The following is a 23072-nucleotide window of genomic DNA, read 5'->3' as shown; positions in this document are numbered from 1 at the left end:
GGTATAATGTTGCGCAGTAAAGATGTGAGTGCAGCTTGCCCGTCAAAAACGCGGGGCACGCTTGCGTGTCCAAGCGTTTTTGACGGGCAAGCTATATGAGCAGCGATGCGGAGAGAAAATCCGAAAGATTTTCTCATGCACTCACGCTGAGCGGAAAACATGATCGTAGCGGGAACACACCTGATATTAGTGCAAGTGTTGCTCTACATACTGGGATTAGCTTTAATTATGGTAACTATCCTTATTTTAAGCATAGAAATTAGAGAAGATGTTGAAGTATTTTTAGATGATATAAGATGACTTATTTTAGAGAGTGCAGGGGAGATTTGTTATGATGCAAAAAGAGAAAGCGGAATGGAAAAAAGATTCCGAAGATTTTCAATATGTTCATGCTGAATTAGATGAGAATATATTACCTCGTATTTCGGGAGAAGATTTAAATGCTCTATCAGATTATCCAGCTATATATATTTATGTTAGTAACAAGGATGAAAATGATAGACGATATTATTATATAGGACAAACGATAAATGTTTTTAATCGGGCAAAGCAGCATAACAAAAAGTTGGCGGGGAAATCCTATGACGAAAGATTTAGTAGATTCAAAAATGGAGAATATTTTGTGTTTTATGGGAAAAAGGTTGCACAAAATTTAAATTATATTGAAAAGACATTGATTTTAACATTTGTTAGAGAATTTAACATAATTAATTTTGTGGATTTAAACAAAGATGATGGATATGTTAGTCAGTTTTTGGCAAACCGAGATTTAGGAAATGAATCAGGAAAATTTCAAGAACTAAGGCAAGAAATTGAAGATGGAATAATTAATCCAATTCTATCTATCCTTAAGGATAAAGAAATCATAGAAGCAAAATTTGATGTAAAAAAAGTAACATCCAGTTTATTTATGGATAGCCCGTTTTTTGAACTTGATAAAAATCAACAAGATATATTAAATAAAATTATAGAAGGTCATAAAGGCTTAAAAGAATTTAAAGTAAGTTTAATTAAAGGAGCACCTGGAACGGGGAAAACAATACTATTACTACATCTAATTGCAAGATTAAAACAAGAGAATCCTAATTATAAAATTGCAATTTTTTTAAGAAACATACAGAGGGGAAGATTTAAACAAATATTAACAAGTTATGGATTAAATCCGTCCGAAAATAAAATTGATATAGTAACTTTTAATAAATTAGCAAAGACAGACATTGAATACGATTATATTATTGTTGATGAAGCCCAGAGGACAACAAAACTAAGGGAGAATATGATATATCCTACGGGTGCAAAGAATGAAGCAGATATTTTAAAAGAAATAAATGGACTTCCCAAGGAAGCTTCTTCGATAGAAAAAGAAGTATATGATAAATTAAAATTTCCTTCAACTTTGCATTTTATGTGCACAAAAACTAAAAATATGATAGTTGCTTATGATGATGGTCAACGTTTAAGAGATGTTGATAATGATAGAATTTATAAAATTTTTGAATCATATAAGGAATGTGAAAAATATGAATTGAGGGGACAATTAAGAATTTTACATGGGAAAGAAAAAGAATTTACAAATAAATTTATCGAATTAATCAGTGCGATTTTATGTGTTGAAACAGAAGATAAAACAGAAAGCTTTAAAAATTTATGCACAGAAGAGTTCGAAAAACTATGCAAGGAATTTAAAGAATTAAATAGGAAAAATAATTACCTTAAAATTGCAGAAACAGTTGACGAATGGAAGGAATACGTTCTTGAAAAGTGGGAAAAATTTCCCGATAAGAAATCTGTAAGGTTATCAGGATATTGTAAGCCTGTAAAGAAATCAAAGGAAAAAGTAAAAGAATTTATAGATGAAATGTTTTGGACGATGAATGGGAAGAAGTGGAGAAGCTATAACGAACAAAGTTTGGATGTGGGAAATGTATACGATATACAGGGGTTTGATGTTGATTTTGCCTCAGTATATATTGGAGAAGATTTATATTTTGATGAAGTAAGTAATTCGGTAAAGGGGAATAAAGACAAATATTATGACAGTGGAACGAAGAAAGGCTTGAAAGATGTTGAAAAGTATATCAAGAGCGCATATTTTGTTTTATTGACAAGAGCAGTTCATGGGCAGATGATATATGTAGAAAATGATAAACTTAGGAATTTTCTTATAGACAAATTGGTGGATAAAAGTTAATACTATTTGATAGTTAATGTTTTTAACTTTTCTGCTGGTTCCAAAATAGGCGGGGCACGCTTGCATGGCCAAGCGATTTTGACGGGCAAGCTATATGAGCAGCGATGCGGAGAGAAAATCCGTCAGGATTTTCTCATGCACTCACGGGATTTATTTCGCTTTATGATGTATCAGAGAAAGGAGGAATGGAGATGCAGACAAAAACACCGGAAGAGTTATATCAGATATTGATTGACAGAATTAGAAAATATCATCCCTCGGAAGATGTGACGATGATTGAAAAAGCCTATCACTTGGCAAAATCAGCGCATGAAGGTCAATTGCGCAAATCCGGCGAGCCCTATATCATTCATCCTTTGTCGGTCGCGATCATTTTGGCGGATTTGGAATTGGATAAAGAATCCATTATTGCCGGAATTCTGCATGATGTGGTGGAAGACACGGTTTATTCGATTGACCAGATTACAGAGCTTTTCGGCGATGACGTAGCGCTGTTGGTTGACGGGGTGACCAAGCTGACCAACATTCCTTATACCGCTTCGCAGGAAGAAATTCAGGCGGAAAATTACCGCAAGATGTTTCTGGCGATGGCCAAGGATATTCGGGTTATTTTGATTAAATTAGCTGACCGCCTGCATAATATGCAGACGCTGAAATCTATGCCCCACGAAAAGCAGCTGCGGATTGCTACGGAAACGCTGAATATTTACGCGCCGCTGGCCAATCGTCTGGGTATCAGCAAAATCAAGGCGGAGCTTGAGGATTTATCGCTGAAATATTTGGATGAAGTGGCTTATCATGATATTAAAGAAAAGGTGGCTAAAAAGTTCAGCGAGCGGGAAGACTTTATCCGGGATATTGTTAAGGATGTGAAAAAGCACATCGAAGAGGCAGGCATCAAGGCTGAGGTCATGGGCCGGCCCAAGCATTTTTTCAGTATTTATAAGAAGATGGTCAATCAGGATAAGACGATAGATCAGATTTATGATTTGTTTGCCATTCGGGCAATTGTCGATTCGATTAAGGACTGTTATGGTGTGCTGGGAATTATTCATGAAATGTATAAACCGATTCCGGGTCGGTTTAAAGATTATATTGCCATGCCCAAGGTCAATATGTATCAATCGCTCCATACGACCCTGATCGGCCCCGGCGGCGAGCCGTTTGAAATGCAGATCAGAACTTTTGAAATGCATAAAACGGCCGAATATGGTATTGCCGCTCACTGGAAGTATAAGGAAAATCAAAGCGGCATCAGTACCGCGGTCAAGGAAGAGCAAAAGCTCAACTGGCTGCGCCAGATCTTGGAATGGCAGCGGGATATGTCGGATAATAAAGAGTTTATGGACGCTTTAAAGACCGACCTGAATATTTTTAATGATCAGGTTTATGCTTTTACGCCTAAGGGCGAGGTATATAATCTGCCGAGCGGTTCAACACCGATTGATTTTGCCTATATGATTCACAGCGCAGTCGGTAATAAGATGGTCGGCGCCAGAGTCAACGGCAAGATCGTTACTTTTGATTATACGATTGCCAACGGGGATCAGATTGAGATATTAACGTCCCAGAATTCCAAAGGTCCGAGCCGCGATTGGCTGAAAATTGTCAAGAGCACGCAGGCTAAAAACAAGATTAACGCTTGGTTCCGCAAGGAAAACAAGGAAGACAACATCCTGCGGGGCAAGGATTTATTGGAAAAAGCAGCTAAGTTAAAAGGCTTGCCGATGGACAAAATTGCTGCGGTTAAGTATCAAAAGAAAGCGATGCAGCGGTACGGATTTCTCGACTGGGAGTCGGTCCTAGCTGCGATTGGGCACGGCGGACTTAAGGAAGGACAGGTGCTGAATCAGCTGCTGGTCTATTATGAAAGAGATTTGAATAAAGAGCGTAAGCCCGAAGAAATCTTAAAAGAAGTGGTAGAAACCCAGAAGATTCATCCTAAAAAGACCAAATCCGGAATTGTGGTTAAGGGAATTGAAGATTTGGCGGTTCGTTTTTCACAGTGTTGTACGCCGATTCCGGGCGATGAGATTGTGGGCTATGTTACCAGGGGCAGAGGTATCAGCATTCATCGAACCGATTGTGTTAATATTATCAATCTGACCGAGGATGAAAGGGAACGCCTGATTGACGCAGAATGGCAGCAGGACAGTGAAGCCCAAAAAGGCCAGATGATTTACAAGGTTGATATTCAGGTGATTGCGGCTGATCGGCCGGCGCTGGTTATGGATATCAGCCGGGTGATTGCCGATTCGGCTATCAATATGGTAAACTTCAATGCCCGCAAGGTTGACGTTACTCACGCGGTTATCAGCCTGACGCTGGAGATTCGCAATAAACAAGAACTGGAAAATCTGCTGCGTAAACTAAACGGAATTGAAGGTGTTTATGAAGTGATTCGAACCAAGGGGTAAAGCGCGCTGCCGCAATGCGGAGCAAGACAGCGCCGGACGGAAGAAGCCGCTGCTGGTTAAGCAAAAGCTGTTTGAGCCGAGCCCGAACAGGGAAAGCAATCCGACAGGTGAAGCAAGGCAGCGGCAGTATAAGGAGATTGGCATGAAGGTAGAGAAAAAGATTACCGGTATGTTTCAGGAAAATTGTTACCTTGTCATCAGCGATGCGGCAACGGCGGTTGTTGTTGATCCGGGCGATGACGCGCCGCTTTTAGTAGGGCGGATCAAAGAACTGGGTGTCGAGCTAAAGGCTATCCTGATTACGCATACCCATTATGATCATATCGGTGCGGTTGACGCACTGCGGGAGGCGTTTCAGGTTAAGTCCTATGTGCCGGCGGGCGAGCAGGAAATGATTGCCGATCCGCTGAAAAATCTGTCCGGACTGTATGCCGATGTGGCTATTACGGCGGCAGCTGATGAATTGGTCGATGGAGGACAGGTGTTGGATTTCGGCGATGGTCTGCGCTTTGAAACGCTGCTGGTGCCGGGGCATTCGCCATACAGCATTTGCTATTATATGCCGGGCAGCGGCTGTGTGTTTTCCGGTGATACCTTATTCCGGCAAAGTGTTGGCCGGATGGATTTGTATGATGGTCCGGCAACGGATTTACTGAATAATATTAAAGAAAAATTATTAACCCTACCGGAAAAAACGGTCGTTTATGCCGGACATGGCTTAAATACGACAATCGGAACAGAGAAAAATACCAACCCGTTTTTAACGGAAGACGGATTGTGGATGTTGTAACAAAGAGGCGTTTCTTGCGGGAAACGTCTTTTTTTCGGTGTGCTTGGCAGTGCAGACGGCAAATGGAAGCAAGACAAAACAAATGCGGCGGAAGCGGCGGAGGAAAGTTATGATAATAGGATATGATTCAGAAAGGCTGCATCACGCGCTGCATCCTTTGTTTTTGACCATAAATCCCGACAGCCGATGGGTTGTCGGTGCGGACGACGGCAAAACGGATTGGTATTTTGCGGATACCGGGCAGGGCTTTGTTATCCGGCAGGGAAACAATATTAAAAAACCGGAGGCGGATCTTTATGCGGTCAAGCGGGAGATTTACGATTATTTTTACCGGCAGGAGAATATCCGGCTGCCATGGGGAATTATATCCGGAATTCGGCCGGCTAAGCTGGCTCGGCAAATCAGGGAAAGAGAAAAAATAGAGACTTTTTCTGATTTTCAGCACAAATTATGGGAAATAGACCGAATCAGTCCGGACAAGGCGGAGCTGCTATGGGAAGTTTTGCAAACGGAGGATCGTTATTTGCAGGAGCATGGGAGTGCAGCCGGACAGCATTTATACATCGGCATTCCCTTTTGTCCCAGCCGCTGCTATTATTGCTCATTTGCGGCGGGCGTTGTCGGTACCGGCGATGACCGGCTTGGGCAATACGTTCGTCTGCTTGGCCGGGAACTTGCGGAATTAAAAGAACTGTGGCAGGAAAAACCGCTGCGGACGGTTTACATTGGCGGCGGCACACCGACGGTCTTAAGTGAAGATTTGCTGCGAGAACTATTGACGGCTTTGGCGGAAACGATCAGTTTAAACACTCTGGCCGAATTTACGGTGGAAGCCGGTCGACCGGATACAATCAGCCCGGAGAAATTGGATATCTTACGGGAATTCGGTGTACATCGGATTAGCATCAATCCGCAAAGTTTTTCCGACCGGACGCTGGCGGTAATCGGTCGCAGCCATACGGTGGCAGAAGTCTTTCGGGCTTATGAAGCAGCCAAGGAACGGGGCTTTGCTGTTAATATGGACTTAATTTTCGGTTTAGAAGGCGAAACTTTAGTTGATGTGGAAAATTCCTTTATGCAAATGGAAAAGCTGCGGCCGGATAATATTACCGTTCATACGCTGACGCCGAAGCGGGGGGCCGATCTGTCGCTGCGGCAAAAGCAGGCGATTTGGCAGGGCGGACAGGGAATTGGCGCAATGCTGGATCAGTGGCGGACTTATATGCGGCGGAGTGGCTGGCAGCCGTATTATCTTTACCGTCAAAAAAATATTTATTTTGAAAATGTCGGTTACAGTTTGCCGGGAACCGAATGCATTTATAATATGGAAACCATGCTGGAGCGGCAGTCGGTGATTGCGATTGGCGCCGGCTCCATTTCTAAGAGGGTAGAGGCCGATAAAATCAGGCGCTATGATATGCCCAAGGAATGGCAGGCGTACCGGGAGAGCCTGGCGGAGCGAGTACTGCAAAAACGCAGATTTTTCCTGGAATAGCAGTCTATTATAATAGGAAGAAACTCGCTTGAAAAATCAAGATACTTTTCGAAAAATGAATAACTAAAAACAAAAAATTGCAAAATAAGAGAAAAAAAAGAGAAAAGATGCAATAAAAAAACGAAAATGAAAGTTCAAAAAGTTTGACTTGCAAAAAAATATATGATATACTGAAAAACATAATAAAATCATTCCCCGGCAGGCTTGAAAAAACAGTTGGTATTGAAAGAAGATGGCGCCATTGCCTAAAAAAGAAAAAGCTTGTATAAAGCTCTTTTCAGCCGGATATGGCCGGGTGGTTAAGATAGGACCTGTTTACTGCTGACCCTAAGGAGAAGATATGAGGAAAATACTTGAAAAATTAGTAATCCCTGCGGATGTTAAGGAAATGCTGCTGAGCGGCAAGGGCATTGTTGTGCCGGGAAGCAGAGAACAATTGATAGATCTTACTTATGAAGGTGCAGTCAATGGCGAGGTAGAAGTAGCCTATGATTCCGGTGAAAAATGCCGGGTGGTGGAAGCAAGGGTGATGAAGGCCAAAAACGGAGCAGTGGTGAATTATCCAGAGGCGTATATGCGCCGGCGCGATCCGAATTGCATGGCGATTGCCGATGATAAGCCAACGGATAAGCCTAAGTTTCGTGAAAAATACGGCTATGACTTTTCGGAACTCCGGACAGAAACCTTAAACTGGCTAGGCGAAAGAGAACTGATTGTCATGCCCTTTACTGCCGGTTCAGCGATTGAGGCAAGCCTTTCTTATCCGGCACTGCTGATTGTGCCGAAGAACGCCGGCTTTTTTGCAGCGGCGTTGGCCGATTTGCAAGGTTTTATCCCGGCGGAAGAGATTCCTGTTGGTTTTACTCCGCAGGCAATTTTATTCGTAGCGCCGCCTTTCCGCCATACCCATTTTAATGGCAAGCAAGTGGTTGTTCATAACCGTTTGGATAAAATGCATGAGATTTTTGCGTACAATTTGTATCCGGGGCCATCTGCTAAAAAAGGAATTTACAGTATGCTCTTAAATATTGGCGAAAGAGAGGGTTGGACAACGATTCATGCTTCTACGGTCGAAGTGGTTACGCCCTATGACAATGTAGTGACGGTGCTGCATGAGGGTGCCAGTGGCGGCGGCAAGTCGGAAATGCTGGAAGCAATTCATCGGGAGCCGGATGGTCGGGTTAAGTTAGCAACCAACAGCATTACACAGGAAGCTTTTTATTTAGAATTGAACGATACCTGTGAGCTCCATCCAATTACCGATGATATGGCGCTGTGTCACTCGTCCTTGCAGGACGACAGCGGTAAGTTGGTGATTCAGGATGCGGAAGCAGGCTGGTTTTGGCGGGTGGATCATATCACCCAGTACGGAACGGCGCCACTCACCGAGCGGCTGACAATTCATCCCAAGGGACCGCTGATTTTCCTAAATATGATGGGGCAGCCGAACGCGACCTGTTTGATTTGGGAACACACGATGGACACGGAAACCAAGCGCTGCCCCAATCCCAGAGTGGTGATGCCGCGTGATTATGTGCCTGATGTGGTCAAACGCTCGGCCAGAGTAGATATTCGTTCCTTTGGTGTGCGGGTGCCGGTTTGCACCAAGGAAAATCCCAGCTATGGGATTATGGGTTTCCTGCATTTGCTGCCGCCGGCGCTGGCTTGGCTGTGGCGCTTAGTTGCACCTCGTGGTCATGGCAATCCCAGTATTTTGGATACGGACGGTATGCATAGTGAGGGTGTCGGTTCGTATTGGCCGTTTGCAACCGGTCGGAAGGTCGATCAGGCGAATTTGCTGTTGATGCAGATTCAAAATACGCCAAATACCCGCTATGTCCTGATTCCCAATCAGCATGTCGGTGCATATAAGGTTGGTTTTATGACGGAATGGCTGGATCGGGAGTATTTAGCCAGAAAAGGTAATTTTAATTTTAAAGAACATCAAATTTCGCCGGCGCGTTGTACTTTGCTGGGTTATTGCTTAGAAAGTATTAAGGTGGACGGCAGCCAGCTTCCGAAGAGCCTTTTAAAAACGCACTTACAACCGGAAGTCGGTATTGACGGATATGATGCGGGTGCCAAAATACTGGAAGCTTTCTTTAAAGAGGAAGTGCAGAAGTTTTTGCATCCTGATTTGCTGCCGTTGGGTCGGCAAATCATTGAAGCCTACTTAAACGGTGCGTCTGTGGATGAGTTGTCGGCGCTGCTTTAAGCGGCTGCATGGTCAAAGCGCCGTTGATATATAGGACGGTGAGGACGCAGGTGGTTATTAAGTGGTGAACGCCGATTCCTGTGTTTGGTAGAAGCAGTCTTTTTAGGCTGTTTGCCGGCACCTAAGGGGAGATGGAGCGGCGAAGGAAAAAGGTTTCGCAGCGCAAAAAAGTAAATGAATCAACAGCATAAATTTGTGCATGCAAGTTTATGCTGTTTTTGGGCAAAGATAATGTTAAGCAAATACAAGGAGATAGTACTTGGCTTGCATTAACATGAGCAAGGATAGATGAAACATAGGAGGTAAGTGGTGGCAATTCAAGTAAAAAGTGAAATCGGAAAATTAAAAAGGGTACTGCTACACCGGCCGGGCGAGGAGTTGGAGCATTTGGTGCCGAGGGATTTGGAACGGCTGTTGTTTGATGATATCCCTTATTTAAAAACGGCTTGTAAGGAACATGATCAGTTTGCCGAGATTATGCAGGAGCAGGGAATTGAGGTTGTTTATTTGGAGGACTTGGCAGCCGAGACTTTAAGAGTGCACCCCGAACTGAAAGTGCCGTTTATTCAACAGTTTATTACCGAAGGCGATGTCGCTGACCGAAAAATGCGGGAATATTTATTTTCCTATTTCAATGAGATTCCGGAAGAAAAGGAATTGGTGCTGAAAATGATGTCAGGGGTCAGGTCGGGTGATTTGAGCATAAAAACCCGCCGGCCGTTGGCGGATTTGGTTCGGACGGTCAGCCAATTCATACTTGATCCGATTCCCAATCTTTATTTTACCAGAGATCCCTTTGCCTGTATTGGCAACGGTGTCAGCTTAAACTGTATGTATTCTCATACCAGAAGGCGGGAAACGCTGTTCGGAAAGCTTATTTTGGAAAATCATCCGGATTTTGCCGGTCAGGTTCCCTTTTATTATAAGCGGGAGTTTCCCTATGCGATTGAAGGCGGCGATGTTTTAAACTTAAACCGCAAGGTACTGACAATGGGAATCTCACAGCGGACTACGGCAGAAGCGATTGAGCAGCTGGCGCAGAATATTTTCGCTGATGAGACGGCCGAAATTGAAACTATTTTGGCGTTGGTCATTCCGCCGATTCGGGCGTTTATGCATTTGGACACCGTCTGCACACAGGTTGATTATGATAAGTTTACGATTCATCCCGGAATTTTGGGAACGCTGCGGATTTTTAAGATTCAAAAAGGGGACAAAAAAGCGGAGCTGAAGGTGACTGAGATTAACACCTCGCTGGTGGAGGCCTTGGCGCAGCATTTAGAGTTGGATAAGGTGACGCTGATTCAGTGCGGCGGCAAAGATGCTGTTGCTTCCGAACGGGAGCAGTGGAACGACGGTTCTAACACTCTCTGCATCGAGCCGGGCAAAGTAATCGTCTATGACCGCAATTATGTGACAAATGAAACCTTGCGCGAAAACGGCGTCAGAGTACTGGAAATGACCAGTTCTGAGCTTTCGCGGGGCCGGGGCGGCCCGCGCTGCATGAGCATGCCGCTGGTCAGGGAAGATATCTAAGACTTTTTTCTTTCGCTCTTTACATTTTCCTGATTTCTGACTATAATAAAAAGGTGTTCTAAGAGCAGCAAAGGAAGAAAGGCTCGGTTTACGGGTTTTTCATCACGGAGCGGAAGCGGAGCTTTTTTGGCGGACAGGCGCTTTTGTGGCGGCTGCCCGGAGAAAAAGGAATTTAAGCAGACAGGAAAAAGAAAGCATTGAAAAAAGACTAATAAAGGAGTTTATCATGGGAAAAAAGCCATATTATATTACCACGGCCATTGCGTATACATCCAGGACGCCGCACATCGGAAATACCTATGAGATTGTGCTGACCGACAGCATTGCCCGGTATCACCGGCTGGCAGGCGAGGATGTGTTTTTCCAGACCGGAACGGATGAGCATGGCCAGAAAATTCAGCAGCAGGCGGAACTGGAAGGCATCACGCCGAAAGAGCATGTCGATAAGATTGCCGGCGAAGTCAGGCAAATTTGGGATATGATGAATACTTCCTATGATAAGTTTATTCGGACAACGGATGCCGACCATGAAGCTGTTGTTCAGAAAATTTTCCGCAAATTGTACGAACAGGGGGATATTTATAAAGGCAAATACGAGGGCATGTACTGCACATCCTGTGAAGCTTTTTATACTTCTTCACAGTTGGTTGACGGCAAATGTCCGCAGTGCAGCTCGGAAGTTACGCCAACCTCGGAGGACGCCTATTTTCTCCGCCTGAGCAAGTATCAGGATCGGCTGATGAAGCATATTGAGGAAAATCCGCATTTTATTCAGCCGGAATCGCGGAAAAACGAAATGGTGAATAACTTTTTAAAGCCGGGTTTGCAGGATTTGGCGGTCAGCCGGACGTCCTTTAGCTGGGGGATTCCAACGACCGTTGAGGACGGGCATGTTATTTATGTTTGGATCGACGCCCTCAGCAATTATATTACCGGTATCGGTTACGACCCGGACGGCTCCAGTGAGCAGTTTAAAAAATACTGGCCGGCTGATGTTCATGTTATCGGCAAGGATATCTTGCGCTTCCATACCATTTATTGGCCAATTATGCTGATGGCTTTGGGTGTGCCGCTGCCGAAGCAGGTATTTGGTCATCCCTGGCTGCTGATGGGAGCAGACAAGATGAGTAAGTCCAAAGGTAATGTGATTTATGCCAAGGATTTGGTCGATCGTTACGGCGTGGATGCCGTCCGCTACTATTTGCTGCATGAAATGCCCTTTGCCAGTGACGGCTCGCTTAGCTATGAACTGGTTATTCAGCGGATTAACAGTGATTTGGCCAATGTGTTGGGTAATTTGGTCAACCGCACCATTGCCATGCAGAAAAAATATTTTAACGGTGAGATTTTGCCGCCGACGGCCAAAACCGAAGCGGATGAGGAATTGATTGCGCTGGCTTTGGCTACGCCGAAACTGGTAGACGAAAGAATGAGAGAGCTTCGGGTGGCCGATGCCATGGATGCGATTTGGACGCTGCTGCGCCGTTCTAATAAATATATTGATGAAACCGAGCCGTGGCTGCTGGCCAAAGATGAGGCGAAAAAAGAGCGTCTGGCTACGGTCATGTATCATTTGCTGGAAGCCATTCGTTTTTCAGCGGTACTTTTGCAGCCTTTCCTGCCAGAAACGGCCGAACGGATTTTTAAGCAGATTAATTCCGGGAAAAAAGATCTGGATAGCTTAGCCACTTTTGACGGCATGACGGTCGGCAGCTTTGTCGGTGAAGCCGAAGTGCTGTTTGCCCGGATTGATGAAGCCAAAGAGCTGGAAGCTTTATCGGCCTTGTCTTCGGAAAAAGAAAAGGCGGCCGGCGAGCAAAAGGACAGCGGGAAAAAGCCGGAAGAAGTGGAAAAAAAGCCAGAAATCGGAGTTGAGGACTTTGCTAAGGTTGATTTGCGGGTCGGACACATCGTCGAATGTAAGAGGCATCCGAAAGCGGATAAACTGTTGGTGTCGCAGGTCAAGTTAGGCGATGAGGTTCGGCAGATTGTTTCGGGGGTGGCCGAGCATTATGCGCCTGAAGAAATGGTCGGCAAGCAAGTCGTAGTGGTGGCCAATTTAGCACCGATTAAGCTCAGAGGCGAGTTGTCGCAGGGAATGTTGCTGTTTGCCGATACGGCCGATGGTAAGCTGAAAGCCGTTACTTTAGATGGCTCGGTGGAAAGCGGTATGCCGGTGAAATAGCATGGCGGCATTGCCGTGAGCGGCTAATCGGGTTTGCCTTCAAGTGACAGCGACCTGAAAAGAAAAGGCATTTTTATCTTGCATTTGGAGCGGTAACAGATGATTTGAGGGAGTGCTTCAAAAAAGCAGATGGCTTGAGGGGATTCCCTCAGAAAATAAAGGAAAGCGAAAAGGCGGAAAGCTATGAAAGATACGGCTTTCCGCTGTTTTATGTGGCTGGCGTAAGCCAAAACGGCAGGCGGGGCTAGCAATCAAAAAGGCGTCGGCATTGCAATTTGCCTATCGTTCCCGTCCACCACCGAAAGGCGTAGCCTTTCTGGAAGCAACGAGCCCCTGATCGAAAGCTTCGCTTTCTGCCCGGGCGGGCAATCTGCCTAAAAAAGACTGTTCTGACGAACATGGGAAAGTTGAGTAAGTAACTTAAAACGAAAAAGAGAAAGGATACGATTATGATTTTTGATACGCATGCGCATTATGATGATGAAGAGTTTCAGCCGGATCGGGAAGCGGTTTTGCGGGGGCTGAAAGCCAAGAATGTTGGTGCAGTCGTCAATATCGGCACAGACTTAAAGACTTCACGTTATTCGATTGAATTGTGCAAACGCTATGATTTTATGTATACGACGATTGGCGTGCATCCGCATGAAGTTAAGGATATGCGCGAGGATGATTTGGAATATTTGCTGATGATGGCCGGTTACCCCAAAGTAGTGGGGATTGGCGAAATCGGGCTGGATTATCATTATGATTTTTCACCGCGGCCGGCGCAAAGACTGTGGTTTCGCAGTCAGCTGGAGCTGGCCAAGCAGTTAAGACTGCCGGTCAGTATTCACAGCCGGGAAGCGGCGCAGGAAACCTTTGATATTTTAATGGATTCCGGCATCGGCGAGGTCAGCGGCGGCGTTATTCATGCGTACTCAGGCAGTGCAGAAATGGCGGCGGAGTATGTCAAGGCCGGATTTTTTATCGGCATTGGCGGCGTACTGACCTTTAAAAACGGGAAAAAATTAGTGGAGGTAGCAGAACGGATTGGGCTGGAACATATTGTTTTAGAAACCGACGCTCCCTATTTGACTCCGGAGCCGTATAGAGGGCGTCGCAATGATTCTTCGCTGCTTTCTTATGTGGTTGACAGGCTGGCAGCCATTAAAATGCTTTCGCCGCAGGAGATTGAGCGGGTTACCTGGCAAAATGCCTGCCGTTTATGGCAGCTGGATTAAAGGCTGGATTAAAGTTTGAAAATTGCCAGTCGAGCTTTCAGGCTTTCTGCAGTGGCGATTAGTCGCTGGCTTTCCTCCGTCAGTTCGGACAACAGGGAAACCTGATGCTGAACCGTAGCCGGAGCATCAATGACATTGTCGGCATCGTCATAGGGAGTGCCGGATAAGGAAAGTAACGCTTTTTTAATCTCTCTGGTATTGGTGTTAATCGTGTCAAAAGAGTTTTTTAGAGTGTCGACCGAGGATTCCAATGCGCCAAAGGCTTGGGCAATCGACTGAAACTTCTGCTCGGTTCTATTGATATATTTTGATTGGGTAAAAACAACCTGATCGACTTCGGCGACTGAACCGGCGGTATTTTGCGAATCGGCTTTCAGTTCGCCGATGATTCGCCGGATTTCACCGGTAAAGCTATTGGATTGTTCGGTCAGCTTGCGGATTTCATTCGCTACATCGGCAAAGCCCTGACCGGATTCTCCGGCGCGGGAAGCTTCGATGGATGCGTTTAAGGCCAGGAAATTGGTTTGGGCGGCAATCGAATCCAGCATATTGCTGGCTTTTTCAATATCCATTGCGCTTTCTCCGCTTTTTCTGACCGATTCGGAAATTTGCTGAATCCGAAAAGCGGATTTTTCTGCGTCGGTCAGCAAATCGGCGGCTAAAATCTCCCCGTTTGCATCGGCGAGTTCACCTATGTTTTGAATGGCAATCGGAGCATCGGTTTCGTCAACATAAGAGCTGTCCTGTCCCAGGAGTGCAGCCAGTTCGGCCTGAGCCACCGTAGAAGCGGCTGCTTGCGCGGGGGCTTCGGCTACGGCAGTTTCTTTGGCTGCGGAATCTACTTGCATAGATGGCTCGGACAGTAAATCAATCATGCCGTTAATATTTTTAGCGGTTTGAGCCATCAGTTCGGAGTCGGAATTGGCTTCGGCGATGGCTTCTTTTATTTTCTGTAAAAAGGCATTGACTGCCATTGTCAGGCGGCCGATCTCGTCTTTGGAGGCAGTGGTAATGGGCTCAACCTCCAGCGGGAAGCGGCCGTTTTCGTTTTCCGTCAGGGACAAAATCATGGTATTGACCGGTTTCAGAATATTTTTGCTGATGTTCAGGAACAGGAGAATATAAATCAGGATAGCAATGCCAGCACAGACAGCGATAATAGTTAGGTTCCTGACAGTATGTTCCTGTTCGGCGGCAGTTTTTTCGGCTAAGCTTTGTTCCAGGGAATCAGTATAATTGCCGGTAGAAACGACCCAGTTCCAGGCGGGAAAGCTTTTGGAAAAAATACGAATAGAGCTTAGCTTGCCGGTACCGGCGTTTTCCGGCCTTTCTCTTTCAAATTCGGTAAAACCGCCGTTCGGATTAGCGGCGGCGGCCAGAATGTTTTGCAGGATTCGGCTTCCTGCATCGCTTCCATCGGTTATCCGGTTTTGCCCTTCGGCTAAATAGGGATGAATTACTAAATTGCCGTCGGTATCATCAATCCAGAAATAGCTGTCCGTGTTGTAACGCATTTCTTTAATTGCCTGCTTGGCCATTTCCTGTGCAGCCGGTTCGCTGATTCGGTTCTGGCGATATTCCTGATAAAAAAAGGCAACGGAATCCAGTGCCAGATCCATTGCGGTTTCCAACCGGGCGTTATAATCACGGTAAAGTCTGGTTTTCATGTCTTGCTGATTGGCCTGAGCTCTGGCGTTATTGGCCAAAAGCAAAACAATCAGCGTCACGGCCGACATAAAAATGACCGGCAGCAAAGAGGATAAAAGTAGCTTGGTTTTTAAAGATTTCATGTTAAATTCTCCTTATTTGACAGGAAAAACAGAGGATGAAACCGGTAAGAACAAACTGTTTTTCTGAAAAGTGAAATGCTTTTTCCTTTAGCTGAGAAAAGTACGAACAGCGGCAAAACAACGGAAAAGCAAATCAATGCCGTTTAAAAATACAATCCTATTATAATCAAAAAAATATAAAAAGTCCAGTTCGGGAAAAAGTTTTCTACCGGAAGAAGAAGTCCGGGCGATAAGTTTTAACCTTTGTTCTTTCAAGGGCAGCTCTTGAATTTTAGACTTTAGTTGAAAAATCAGGCTAAAGTGAAAGGGGGAAATCAAGGGGAAATCAAGGGGAAATCAAAATTAGAACGTTTCAATTTCATATTGACACGTTCTAATTTTTATGTTATGATTCTTTTATCAAAAGTTTAACTTTTTTCGGGTGAAAGAAAAGCCGTTCTTGGTGATCAGCAGGATAATTTTCGGCGATTCGCTAACATCAAAGTTAGTTGGGCGAAGGAAAAGCAGAAAAGATTTTGCTGTGCCGTACCGGAAAGCAGAGAAAGGCCGATTTTTTGCAGAAGAAAGAGAACGAGGATTGTTTTGACAAAAATAAATCCGCAAAAACCATTTGACAATGCAGGGAGGAAATAAGGTATCATGAAACGAAAGATAGGGGTTACGATTCTGGCGTTTTTACTTGCGGCGGGGATGATGGGCTGCACGTCTACGGGGCAGAAAGAAGAAAAGCCAAAGGAAGAAACGCAGCAGAGCACCGAAACCAAGCAGGAGCAAACGGCGGAAAAGCCGGCAGAAAAACCGGCCGAAGAGAAAAAAGAAGCAGACAGCAAGCCGACCGGCGAGAAGATTGTACTGTATACCAATAACGGTTCGGACGGGCGTAAGGAATGGGTCAGAGAAGAAGCGGCCAAAGCCGGTTTTGACGTGGAAGTGGTTGAACTGGGCGGCGGCAAGCTGACGGCCAGAGTGATTTCGGAAAAGAATCAGCCGATTGCGGATGTGGTTTGGGGACCGTCCGAGGCACAGTTTAATTCGATGAAAAAAGAAGATATTTTAATGCAGTGGACACCGACTTGGGTGGATCAAGTCGAAGGCACCGAGTATACGAAGGATGGCCTCAGCTATCCGTATGAAGTTCAGCCTAAGATCATGCTGGCGAACTCGGAGCTGTATACGGCCGAGACCGCACCGAAAGATTATCCGGATTTGTGGGAAAAGGAAGAATTCCATGGCAAATACGCTGTACCGGCTAAGTTTGAAGGTACGACCAATCGGGCGATTTTATCCGGTATTTTAGTCCGCTATTTGGATAAAGATTCGGAAACGGGCATCTCAGATGAAGGCTGGGAAGCGCTGCGGCAATACTTTAAATATGGCTACCGCACACCGGAAGGGGAAAATGACTTTGAAAATATGGCCAAGGGTAAGGTGCCGATTACCTTTACTTTTGCCAGTGGTTTAAAGAATAAGGCCGATGCTTTCCATCACAATCCTTTGGTGATTACGCCGGCCATCGGTCTACCCAGTAACACCAACCACATCGGTATTGTCAAAAAGAGTGACACCAAAAAGACAGAAGAAGCGGAGCGCTTTGCCAATTGGCTTTGCGGCGGCGACACCATCGGACGGTACGCGCAGCAGTTCGGAATTCTGCCGGCCAATAAAGAAGCTGTTGAGCAGGCAACTGATGCGATGAAAGAATTGAGCAAGAACATGAAAGCGCAGGATATTGACTGGGAGTTTGTCAGCGAGCACATTGAGGATTGGATTTCCAAAATCGAACTGGAAATTTTAGAATAAGGCGGACTAAACATCGAAAAGTTGAAAATAAGAGAATCAGTTTATGAGGAAGAAGTATTTCTTCCTCATAAATTTAAGGAGAAGGAGAAAGCAATGATTCAATTTCAGGATGTGGAAATCAGATATCAGGATTTTGTGGCAATCCATGATTTAAACTTGGAAATCGGGGAAGGTGAGTTTTTTACCTTTTTGGGGCCGTCCGGCTGCGGCAAAACGACGACTTTGCGGGCGCTGGTTGGCTTTAATGTGCCCAGCAAAGGGAAGATTTTTGTTGACGACCAGGATATTACGCATAAGCCGATTGAAAAAAGGGAAATCGGCATGGTTTTTCAAAGCTATGCTCTGTTTCCGACGATGAGCGTGGAAGAAAATATTGTGTTTGCCCTCAAACAAAGGAAAAAGCCAAAGGACGAAATTGAACAAACACTCAATAAAATGGCGGCGATTGTGAACCTGACGCCGCAGCAGCTCAAAAAAAGAGTGGATGAATTATCCGGCGGGCAGCAGCAGCGGGTGGCAATTGCCAGAGCCTTGGCTTTGTCGCCGAAGATTCTGGCGCTGGATGAGCCGCTTTCTAACCTTGATGCCAAGCTCCGCAAACAGCTGCGTCTGGAGTTGAAAAAATTACAGACTGACTTTGGTATTACCGTTATTTATGTTACCCATGACCAGGAAGAGGCGTTGACGCTGTCAGACAGACTGGCTGTATTTAATAACGGCTTTGTTGAGCAGGTCGGTACGCCCAAAGAGATTTATAATCATTCTAAGACCGAGTTTGTCTGTAACTTTATCGGTGATGCCAATTTGGTCACACCATCGCTCCTCAAGGAAATTAACCGGCAAACGGGTGCAGAGCTGAATCTGGAGAAGAAAAGTTATATCCGCACCAACCGGGTCAGTACCCATCGGCCGCAGGGCAATGTGGCGGAACTGGAAGCGGTGGTTTCGGCGGTCGAATATTACGGCGTTTATTCCAAATATACTTTTCAGATAGAAAATGAAGCGATTTATAACATTGAAAAGGAAAACGGCAGCTATGACTACTTAGCCGGCGACGTGGTTAAAGTATATATTGATCCGCGAGACATTTTGCAGTATTAAGGCAGGAGGGCGAAATGGAAAATAAAGGAAAATTAGACAGCTATCGGGTCAGGAAATATATCCAAATGGCGGTCATATCGCTCCTTATTATTTGGGCGGTAACGGCCTTTCTGCTTTATCCGAACTTTAATGTTCTAAAAAGCTCGTTTATCGGCAAAAACGGCTTTAGCTTTGATGCCTTCAGTAAAATTTTTAATTCCAAAAGAGCGATGATGAGTTTCCGCAATTCGCTCCTGCTGGCGGTCAGCCTGTCGGTCACGGTTAATGTGGTTGGCGTGTTTATCGTGCTGGTGACCGAGTATTTTGAGATTAAGGGCGCTAAAATCCTAAGGCTGTGCTATCTGACGACATTTATTTGCGGCAGCATTGTGATGGTGACGGCGTATAAGTTTATGTACGGCTCGGAAGGAATTTTTACCAATGCTTTGGCGGGACTGTTTGATATCAACCGGGAATGGTTCAGCGGCTATTTGGCGGTGGTCTTTGTCCTGACCTTCAGCCGGACGACCAATCATTTGATGTTTTTAACCAACTCGATTCGTTCAATTGACAATCAAACCATAGAAGCAGCGCAGAGTATGGGCGTGTCACAGTTTAATATTTTATGGAAAATCGTGCTGCCGACCTTGCGGCCGACTTTATTTGCGGCCACGATTTTAATTTTCCTGTTCGGCTTTAACGCCATGGCCGCACCGCTGATTTTGGGCGGAGAAAAGTTTCAAACCATTAACCCGCTGATTTTAAGCTTTTCGCAAACCTTAAGCAATCGTCATTATGCGGCGATTATGGCGATGATATTGGGCTTAGTTACGATGGCTTTGATTTTTACTCTAAACTATATTGAGCGCAAAGGCAACTATATGTCGGTGTCGAAGGTTAAGACCCGGCTGAAAAAACAAAAAATCCAAAATCCGGTGGTCAATGTGATTGTCCATATTTTGGCCTATCTTTTAGGACTGATTTATGTGGCGCCGATCGTGATGGTTATCCTCTTTTCTTTTATGAAGGTAAACAGCCTGTATGCCGGGAAAATACAGGATTTTACGCTGGATAATTACCGCCGGGTATTTTCCGACCCTTATGTTTTCCGGCCGATTTTAGTCAGTATTTTATACTCCGGGGTGGCTGTTCTGATTGCTGCGGCTCTGATGCTTTTAGCCGGACGCCTGATTCAAAAGAAAAAACATTGGGCGGTCAGCCTGTTAGAGTATGTGCTGCATATTCCCTGGTTTTTGCCGAGCACGATGATTGCCTTGGGTCTGGTTATGACGTATGACGTGGCCCGGCCGATTTTGGCCAATCAGATTTTAACCGGCACGACCGTGATCATGTTGATTGGTTATATCATCGTAAAAACACCGTTTACGCTACGGATGATTAAGGCGGCCTATTATGGTGTGGATAATTCTTTGGAAGAAGCGGCCAAAAACTTAGGCATTTCCGCTCCGGTTACCTTTTTCCGGATTATTTTACCGATTGTGCTGCCGGCGACGATTTCGGTGGGCCTGATTAATTTTGTCAGTCTGCTGGGCGATTATGAACTGTCGGTCTTCTTATTCCATCCGCTGTATCAGCCGCTGGGCGTTGTGATCCGGAGTGCGACTGATCCCAATGCCGGTGCCGAAAGCAAGATGCTGACCTTTGTTTTTGCGGTGGTGATTATGATTATCAGCAGTGTTGCCGCTAAGTTTGCCTATGGCTCAAAGAAAAGTAAGAGGAGAAGCGGATGAAAAATTATACCGATTTTTTACAAAAACTGCGGGCGGGTGCCCATTTAGGTTATCCGGTGGCACATCGGGCACTGTATAGTGCCGAGGAAAAAGAACCGGAAAACTCGCTCTCTGCCGTAGAGGCCTGTATTCGGCAAGGGCTTTTGTTTATTGAGATTGACCTGCGGGAAACGAAAGACGGCTATCTGATTTTAAGCCACGATGAAAGCCTGACGCGAATGACCGGCCTGGAGGGCAATATTTGCGATTTAACGCTGGCGGAGATCAAGAAAGCCCGTTTGTATAAAGGATCGGGCGAAAGCAAAACCCCAACGCAGGATATGGTACCGGAATTAAGCGAGTTATTAAGGGCATTTAAAGATCGGGCACTGTTTAATATTGATAAGGGCTGGGAATATCGGGAAAAGCTGCATTTTATTTTGCGCAAAGAAAATGCCTTTCATCAGGCAATTGTCAAATCAAATGCGGAAATTGACGAAGCGGCGGCGTTTTTGCGCAGTGCTGACTCTCAGTTTCTGTATATGCATAAAATTTTTAACAAGGATATGGCTGTGCTGCCGGAAATGAAAGAAAGACTGGCGCCCAAGCTGTGGGAGCTGTCCTTTTTTGATGATGCAGAGCCGCTGATTCAGCCGGAGACGATTGTGTCCTTAAAGGAGACGGCCGGGGTGTGGATAAATGCCCTCAATGTCAGCCGCAATAATGGCCATAACGATGCACTGTCTTTGCGGGAACCGGAGAAAGGCTGGGGCTTTCTCCTGGGATTAAAGCCCAATTATGTTCAAACTGATTATGCAGACAGGTATTTGCAGCATTACCGCCGGCAATTAAGCTTGTAAATAGGGATAAAAGCGGTTTGAAATAACCGCACTCGATAACAGGAGGAAAAACATGACAATCAAAGCAATTTTACTCGATTTGGACGGAACAACGCTAAAGCCGAATAAAATCAATATTTCGCCGGAAAATCAGGCGGCCATCCAAAATGCGCTGCAACGGGGAATCAAGGTCATCCCCTGTACCGGTCGGGTACTGGATATGTTCCCGGCGGATCTGGAAAATATCAAGGGGATTGAATATGCCGTTACCTGCCATGGCGGCCGGGTCCTGGATCTGACCGGCTCCGCCCCGAAAAGCCTTTATCAAAACCTGATTTCGGTGGAAAAATCGGTTGAGATTTTAGAAATCATTGAAAATAAAGGGATTTACTGTGAGGTGGCGGCGGCCAATACGATTTATATGGAAAAAGAGATTTGGCAGAACTGGAAAAATTATCCGGTGCCGGCGCATCATGTCTGGTATTTGGAGCAAAAGCGCGGGTTAGGCGTGGATTGCCTGTCCCGATATTTTAAAGAAAATGGTTTGGAAATTAATAAAGTCAATATCTATGGTATGGCGGAGGCCTTGCAGGCGGACATCTATCAGCGCTTAAATGCGACCGGTGCGATTCGGCATACCAATGAGGGCGTGGGCCCGGATCTGGAGTTTTCGGCGGCTGCTATCTGCAAAAAAGAAGCGGTGCAGGTTTTGCTCCGGCATTTGAACATTTTACCGGAAGAAGCGATGATTATCGGCGACAGCAGCAGCGATGTCGAGTTGATTCGCTGGCTGGGCTGGGGCGTGGCGATGGGCAACGCACCCGACTGGATTAAACAGGACGCGGACAGTGTGACTTTACCCTGTCAGGAAAACGGAGTAGCAGCGGCAATCAATCAGGTATTGGAGGGATAACATGGCACAAATGGGATTAAAAGGCTATAAGCCGGAAAAAGAGTTTTTGGTTTGTATTGATTCGGACGGTTGTGTGTTTGATACCATGGAAATTAAGCATAAGGAATGCTTTTGCCCGGCAACGGTTGAAAAATGGGATTTGCAGCCGATTTCCAAATATGTCCGGGAAGCGTGGGACTATGTTAATTTGTATTCGACGGATCGCGGCATTAACCGCTTTTTGGCGCTGATTAAGGTGATTGAACTGCTGGAGCAAAGGCCGGAGGTTAAAGAAATCGGTGCGGTGCTGCCGGATATGACAGCTTTAAAGCAATGGGCGGAGGGAAACTCTGAGCTGAATAATCAAAACCTGTCCCAGCACCAAAGCGAAAAAGCCAATCAAATCGCTTTAGACTGGTCGTATGACTGCAACGACCGGATTACCGTTATGGTTCGGGGCATGAAACCTTTTCCCAAATCGGAGGATACCATTCGCACTCTTTCGGAAAAAGCGGATATCGTAGTGGTTTCGGCCACCGCCGAGGAGGCTTTGCTTCGGGAATGGGAAGAATCGAATATGGCGCAGTATGTAAAAGCAATTTGCGGCCAGGAAAGCGGCAGTAAGAAAAGCTGCATTGCCGCGCTGAAAGCACATTATCTGCCGGAGAAAATATTGATGATCGGCGATGCCATCGGCGATTACACAGCTGCGCGGGACAACGGTGTTTATTATTATCCGATTATTCCCAATGAAGAAAAAAGATCTTGGGAAAGATTAAAGGAAATAGTGGGAGAGTTTTATCATTCCGAGTATGATAATAGGCAAAAGGAAGTAGTTGAGGAGTTTACGGCCAGCTTGTTGACAAGGCCGCAGTGGATTAAATAAAGGAGC

General features: G+C 45.5%; 15 protein-coding genes. 14 read left to right on the top strand and 1 reads right to left on the bottom strand.

Annotated features, from left to right (window positions below):
- Window positions 1-331: 331 nt before the first annotated feature.
- From C3V36_00610 to C3V36_00575, 8 genes are all read left to right on the top strand, one after another.
- A complete protein-coding gene (locus C3V36_00610; protein AVM67895.1) occupies window positions 332-2191 on the top strand; it encodes a hypothetical protein in 1860 nt (619 codons plus the stop codon).
- A gap of 185 nt (window positions 2192-2376) precedes the next feature.
- A complete protein-coding gene (locus C3V36_00605; protein ID AVM67894.1) occupies window positions 2377-4608 on the top strand; it encodes a GTP pyrophosphokinase in 2232 nt (743 codons plus the stop codon).
- Between the two features lie 142 nt (window positions 4609-4750).
- Window positions 4751-5398 (top strand): MBL fold metallo-hydrolase, encoded by a 648-nt coding sequence (locus C3V36_00600; GenBank protein ID AVM67893.1) that lies wholly within the window; start codon window positions 4751-4753, stop codon window positions 5396-5398.
- 37 nt (window positions 5399-5435) lie between these two features.
- Window positions 5436-6893 carry a coproporphyrinogen dehydrogenase HemZ gene (gene hemZ, locus C3V36_00595; protein AVM67892.1) on the top strand — a complete coding sequence of 486 codons (1458 nt, stop codon included), beginning with the start codon at window positions 5436-5438 and terminating at the stop codon, window positions 6891-6893.
- A 340-nt stretch (window positions 6894-7233) separates the two neighbouring features.
- The gene (locus C3V36_00590) at window positions 7234-9108 is read left to right on the top strand and encodes a DUF4914 domain-containing protein (GenBank protein ID AVM67891.1); all 1875 of its coding nucleotides are present in this window, start codon (window positions 7234-7236) and stop codon (window positions 9106-9108) included.
- A gap of 309 nt (window positions 9109-9417) precedes the next feature.
- Window positions 9418-10644, top strand: a complete 1227-nt coding sequence (arcA, locus tag C3V36_00585) for an arginine deiminase (protein ID AVM67890.1) — start codon at window positions 9418-9420, stop codon at window positions 10642-10644.
- A 226-nt stretch (window positions 10645-10870) separates the two neighbouring features.
- Window positions 10871-12829, top strand: coding sequence for a methionine--tRNA ligase (locus C3V36_00580; GenBank protein ID AVM70381.1), 1959 nt, complete (start codon window positions 10871-10873; stop codon window positions 12827-12829).
- A gap of 449 nt (window positions 12830-13278) precedes the next feature.
- Window positions 13279-14049: a hydrolase TatD gene (locus C3V36_00575; GenBank protein ID AVM67889.1), complete on the top strand. Its 771-nt coding sequence runs from the start codon at window positions 13279-13281 to the stop codon at window positions 14047-14049.
- A gap of 8 nt (window positions 14050-14057) precedes the next feature.
- On the opposite strand, the gene C3V36_00570 is transcribed toward C3V36_00575, so the two are convergent.
- Window positions 14058-15839: a hypothetical protein gene (locus tag C3V36_00570; protein AVM67888.1), complete on the bottom strand. Its 1782-nt coding sequence runs from the start codon at window positions 15837-15839 to the stop codon at window positions 14058-14060.
- A gap of 639 nt (window positions 15840-16478) precedes the next feature.
- Between C3V36_00570 and C3V36_00565 the strand changes: the two genes are divergently transcribed.
- From C3V36_00565 to C3V36_00540, 6 genes are all read left to right on the top strand, one after another.
- Window positions 16479-17639, top strand: a complete 1161-nt coding sequence (locus tag C3V36_00565; GenBank protein ID AVM67887.1) for an ABC transporter substrate-binding protein — start codon at window positions 16479-16481, stop codon at window positions 17637-17639.
- Window positions 17640-17732: 93 nt separating this feature from the next.
- Entirely contained in the window at window positions 17733-18740 is a 1008-nt protein-coding gene (locus tag C3V36_00560) for an ABC transporter ATP-binding protein (protein ID AVM67886.1), read from the top strand.
- Between the two features lie 14 nt (window positions 18741-18754).
- Window positions 18755-20470 carry an iron ABC transporter permease gene (locus C3V36_00555; protein ID AVM67885.1) on the top strand — a complete coding sequence of 572 codons (1716 nt, stop codon included), beginning with the start codon at window positions 18755-18757 and terminating at the stop codon, window positions 20468-20470.
- Complete coding sequence (locus tag C3V36_00550; GenBank protein AVM67884.1) at window positions 20467-21309, top strand: hypothetical protein; 843 nt, start codon at window positions 20467-20469, stop codon at window positions 21307-21309. Before C3V36_00555 ends, C3V36_00550 begins: the two co-directional genes overlap by 4 nt.
- Window positions 21310-21361: 52 nt before the next feature.
- Complete coding sequence (locus C3V36_00545) at window positions 21362-22201, top strand: hypothetical protein (GenBank protein ID AVM67883.1); 840 nt, start codon at window positions 21362-21364, stop codon at window positions 22199-22201.
- 1 nt (window position 22202) lies between these two features.
- Complete coding sequence (locus C3V36_00540) at window positions 22203-23066, top strand: haloacid dehalogenase (protein ID AVM67882.1); 864 nt, start codon at window positions 22203-22205, stop codon at window positions 23064-23066.
- Window positions 23067-23072 lie beyond the last annotated feature (6 nt).

Source organism: Lachnospiraceae bacterium oral taxon 500, assembly GCA_002999035.1.
Taxonomy (GTDB): domain Bacteria; phylum Bacillota; class Clostridia; order Lachnospirales; family Vallitaleaceae; genus W11650.
This window is presented reverse-complemented; position numbering and strand designations above follow the sequence as displayed.

Excerpts from the sequence above, each read along its gene's own strand:
- C3V36_00610 (AVM67895.1), top strand. The coding sequence starts at position 332 with ATGATGCAAAAAGAGAAAGCGGAATGGAAAAAAGATTCCGAAGATTTT.
- C3V36_00605 (AVM67894.1), top strand. The coding sequence starts at position 2,377 with ATGGAGATGCAGACAAAAACACCGGAAGAGTTATATCAGATATTGATT.
- C3V36_00600 (AVM67893.1), top strand. The coding sequence starts at position 4,751 with ATGAAGGTAGAGAAAAAGATTACCGGTATGTTTCAGGAAAATTGTTAC.
- C3V36_00590 (AVM67891.1), top strand. The coding sequence starts at position 7,234 with ATGAGGAAAATACTTGAAAAATTAGTAATCCCTGCGGATGTTAAGGAA.
- C3V36_00580 (AVM70381.1), top strand. The coding sequence starts at position 10,871 with ATGGGAAAAAAGCCATATTATATTACCACGGCCATTGCGTATACATCC.
- C3V36_00575 (AVM67889.1), top strand. The coding sequence starts at position 13,279 with ATGATTTTTGATACGCATGCGCATTATGATGATGAAGAGTTTCAGCCG.
- C3V36_00570 (AVM67888.1), bottom strand. The coding sequence starts at position 15,839 with ATGAAATCTTTAAAAACCAAGCTACTTTTATCCTCTTTGCTGCCGGTC.
- C3V36_00565 (AVM67887.1), top strand. The coding sequence starts at position 16,479 with ATGAAACGAAAGATAGGGGTTACGATTCTGGCGTTTTTACTTGCGGCG.
- C3V36_00560 (AVM67886.1), top strand. The coding sequence starts at position 17,733 with ATGATTCAATTTCAGGATGTGGAAATCAGATATCAGGATTTTGTGGCA.
- C3V36_00555 (AVM67885.1), top strand. The coding sequence starts at position 18,755 with ATGGAAAATAAAGGAAAATTAGACAGCTATCGGGTCAGGAAATATATC.
- C3V36_00550 (AVM67884.1), top strand. The coding sequence starts at position 20,467 with ATGAAAAATTATACCGATTTTTTACAAAAACTGCGGGCGGGTGCCCAT.
- C3V36_00545 (AVM67883.1), top strand. The coding sequence starts at position 21,362 with ATGACAATCAAAGCAATTTTACTCGATTTGGACGGAACAACGCTAAAG.
- C3V36_00540 (AVM67882.1), top strand. The coding sequence starts at position 22,203 with ATGGCACAAATGGGATTAAAAGGCTATAAGCCGGAAAAAGAGTTTTTG.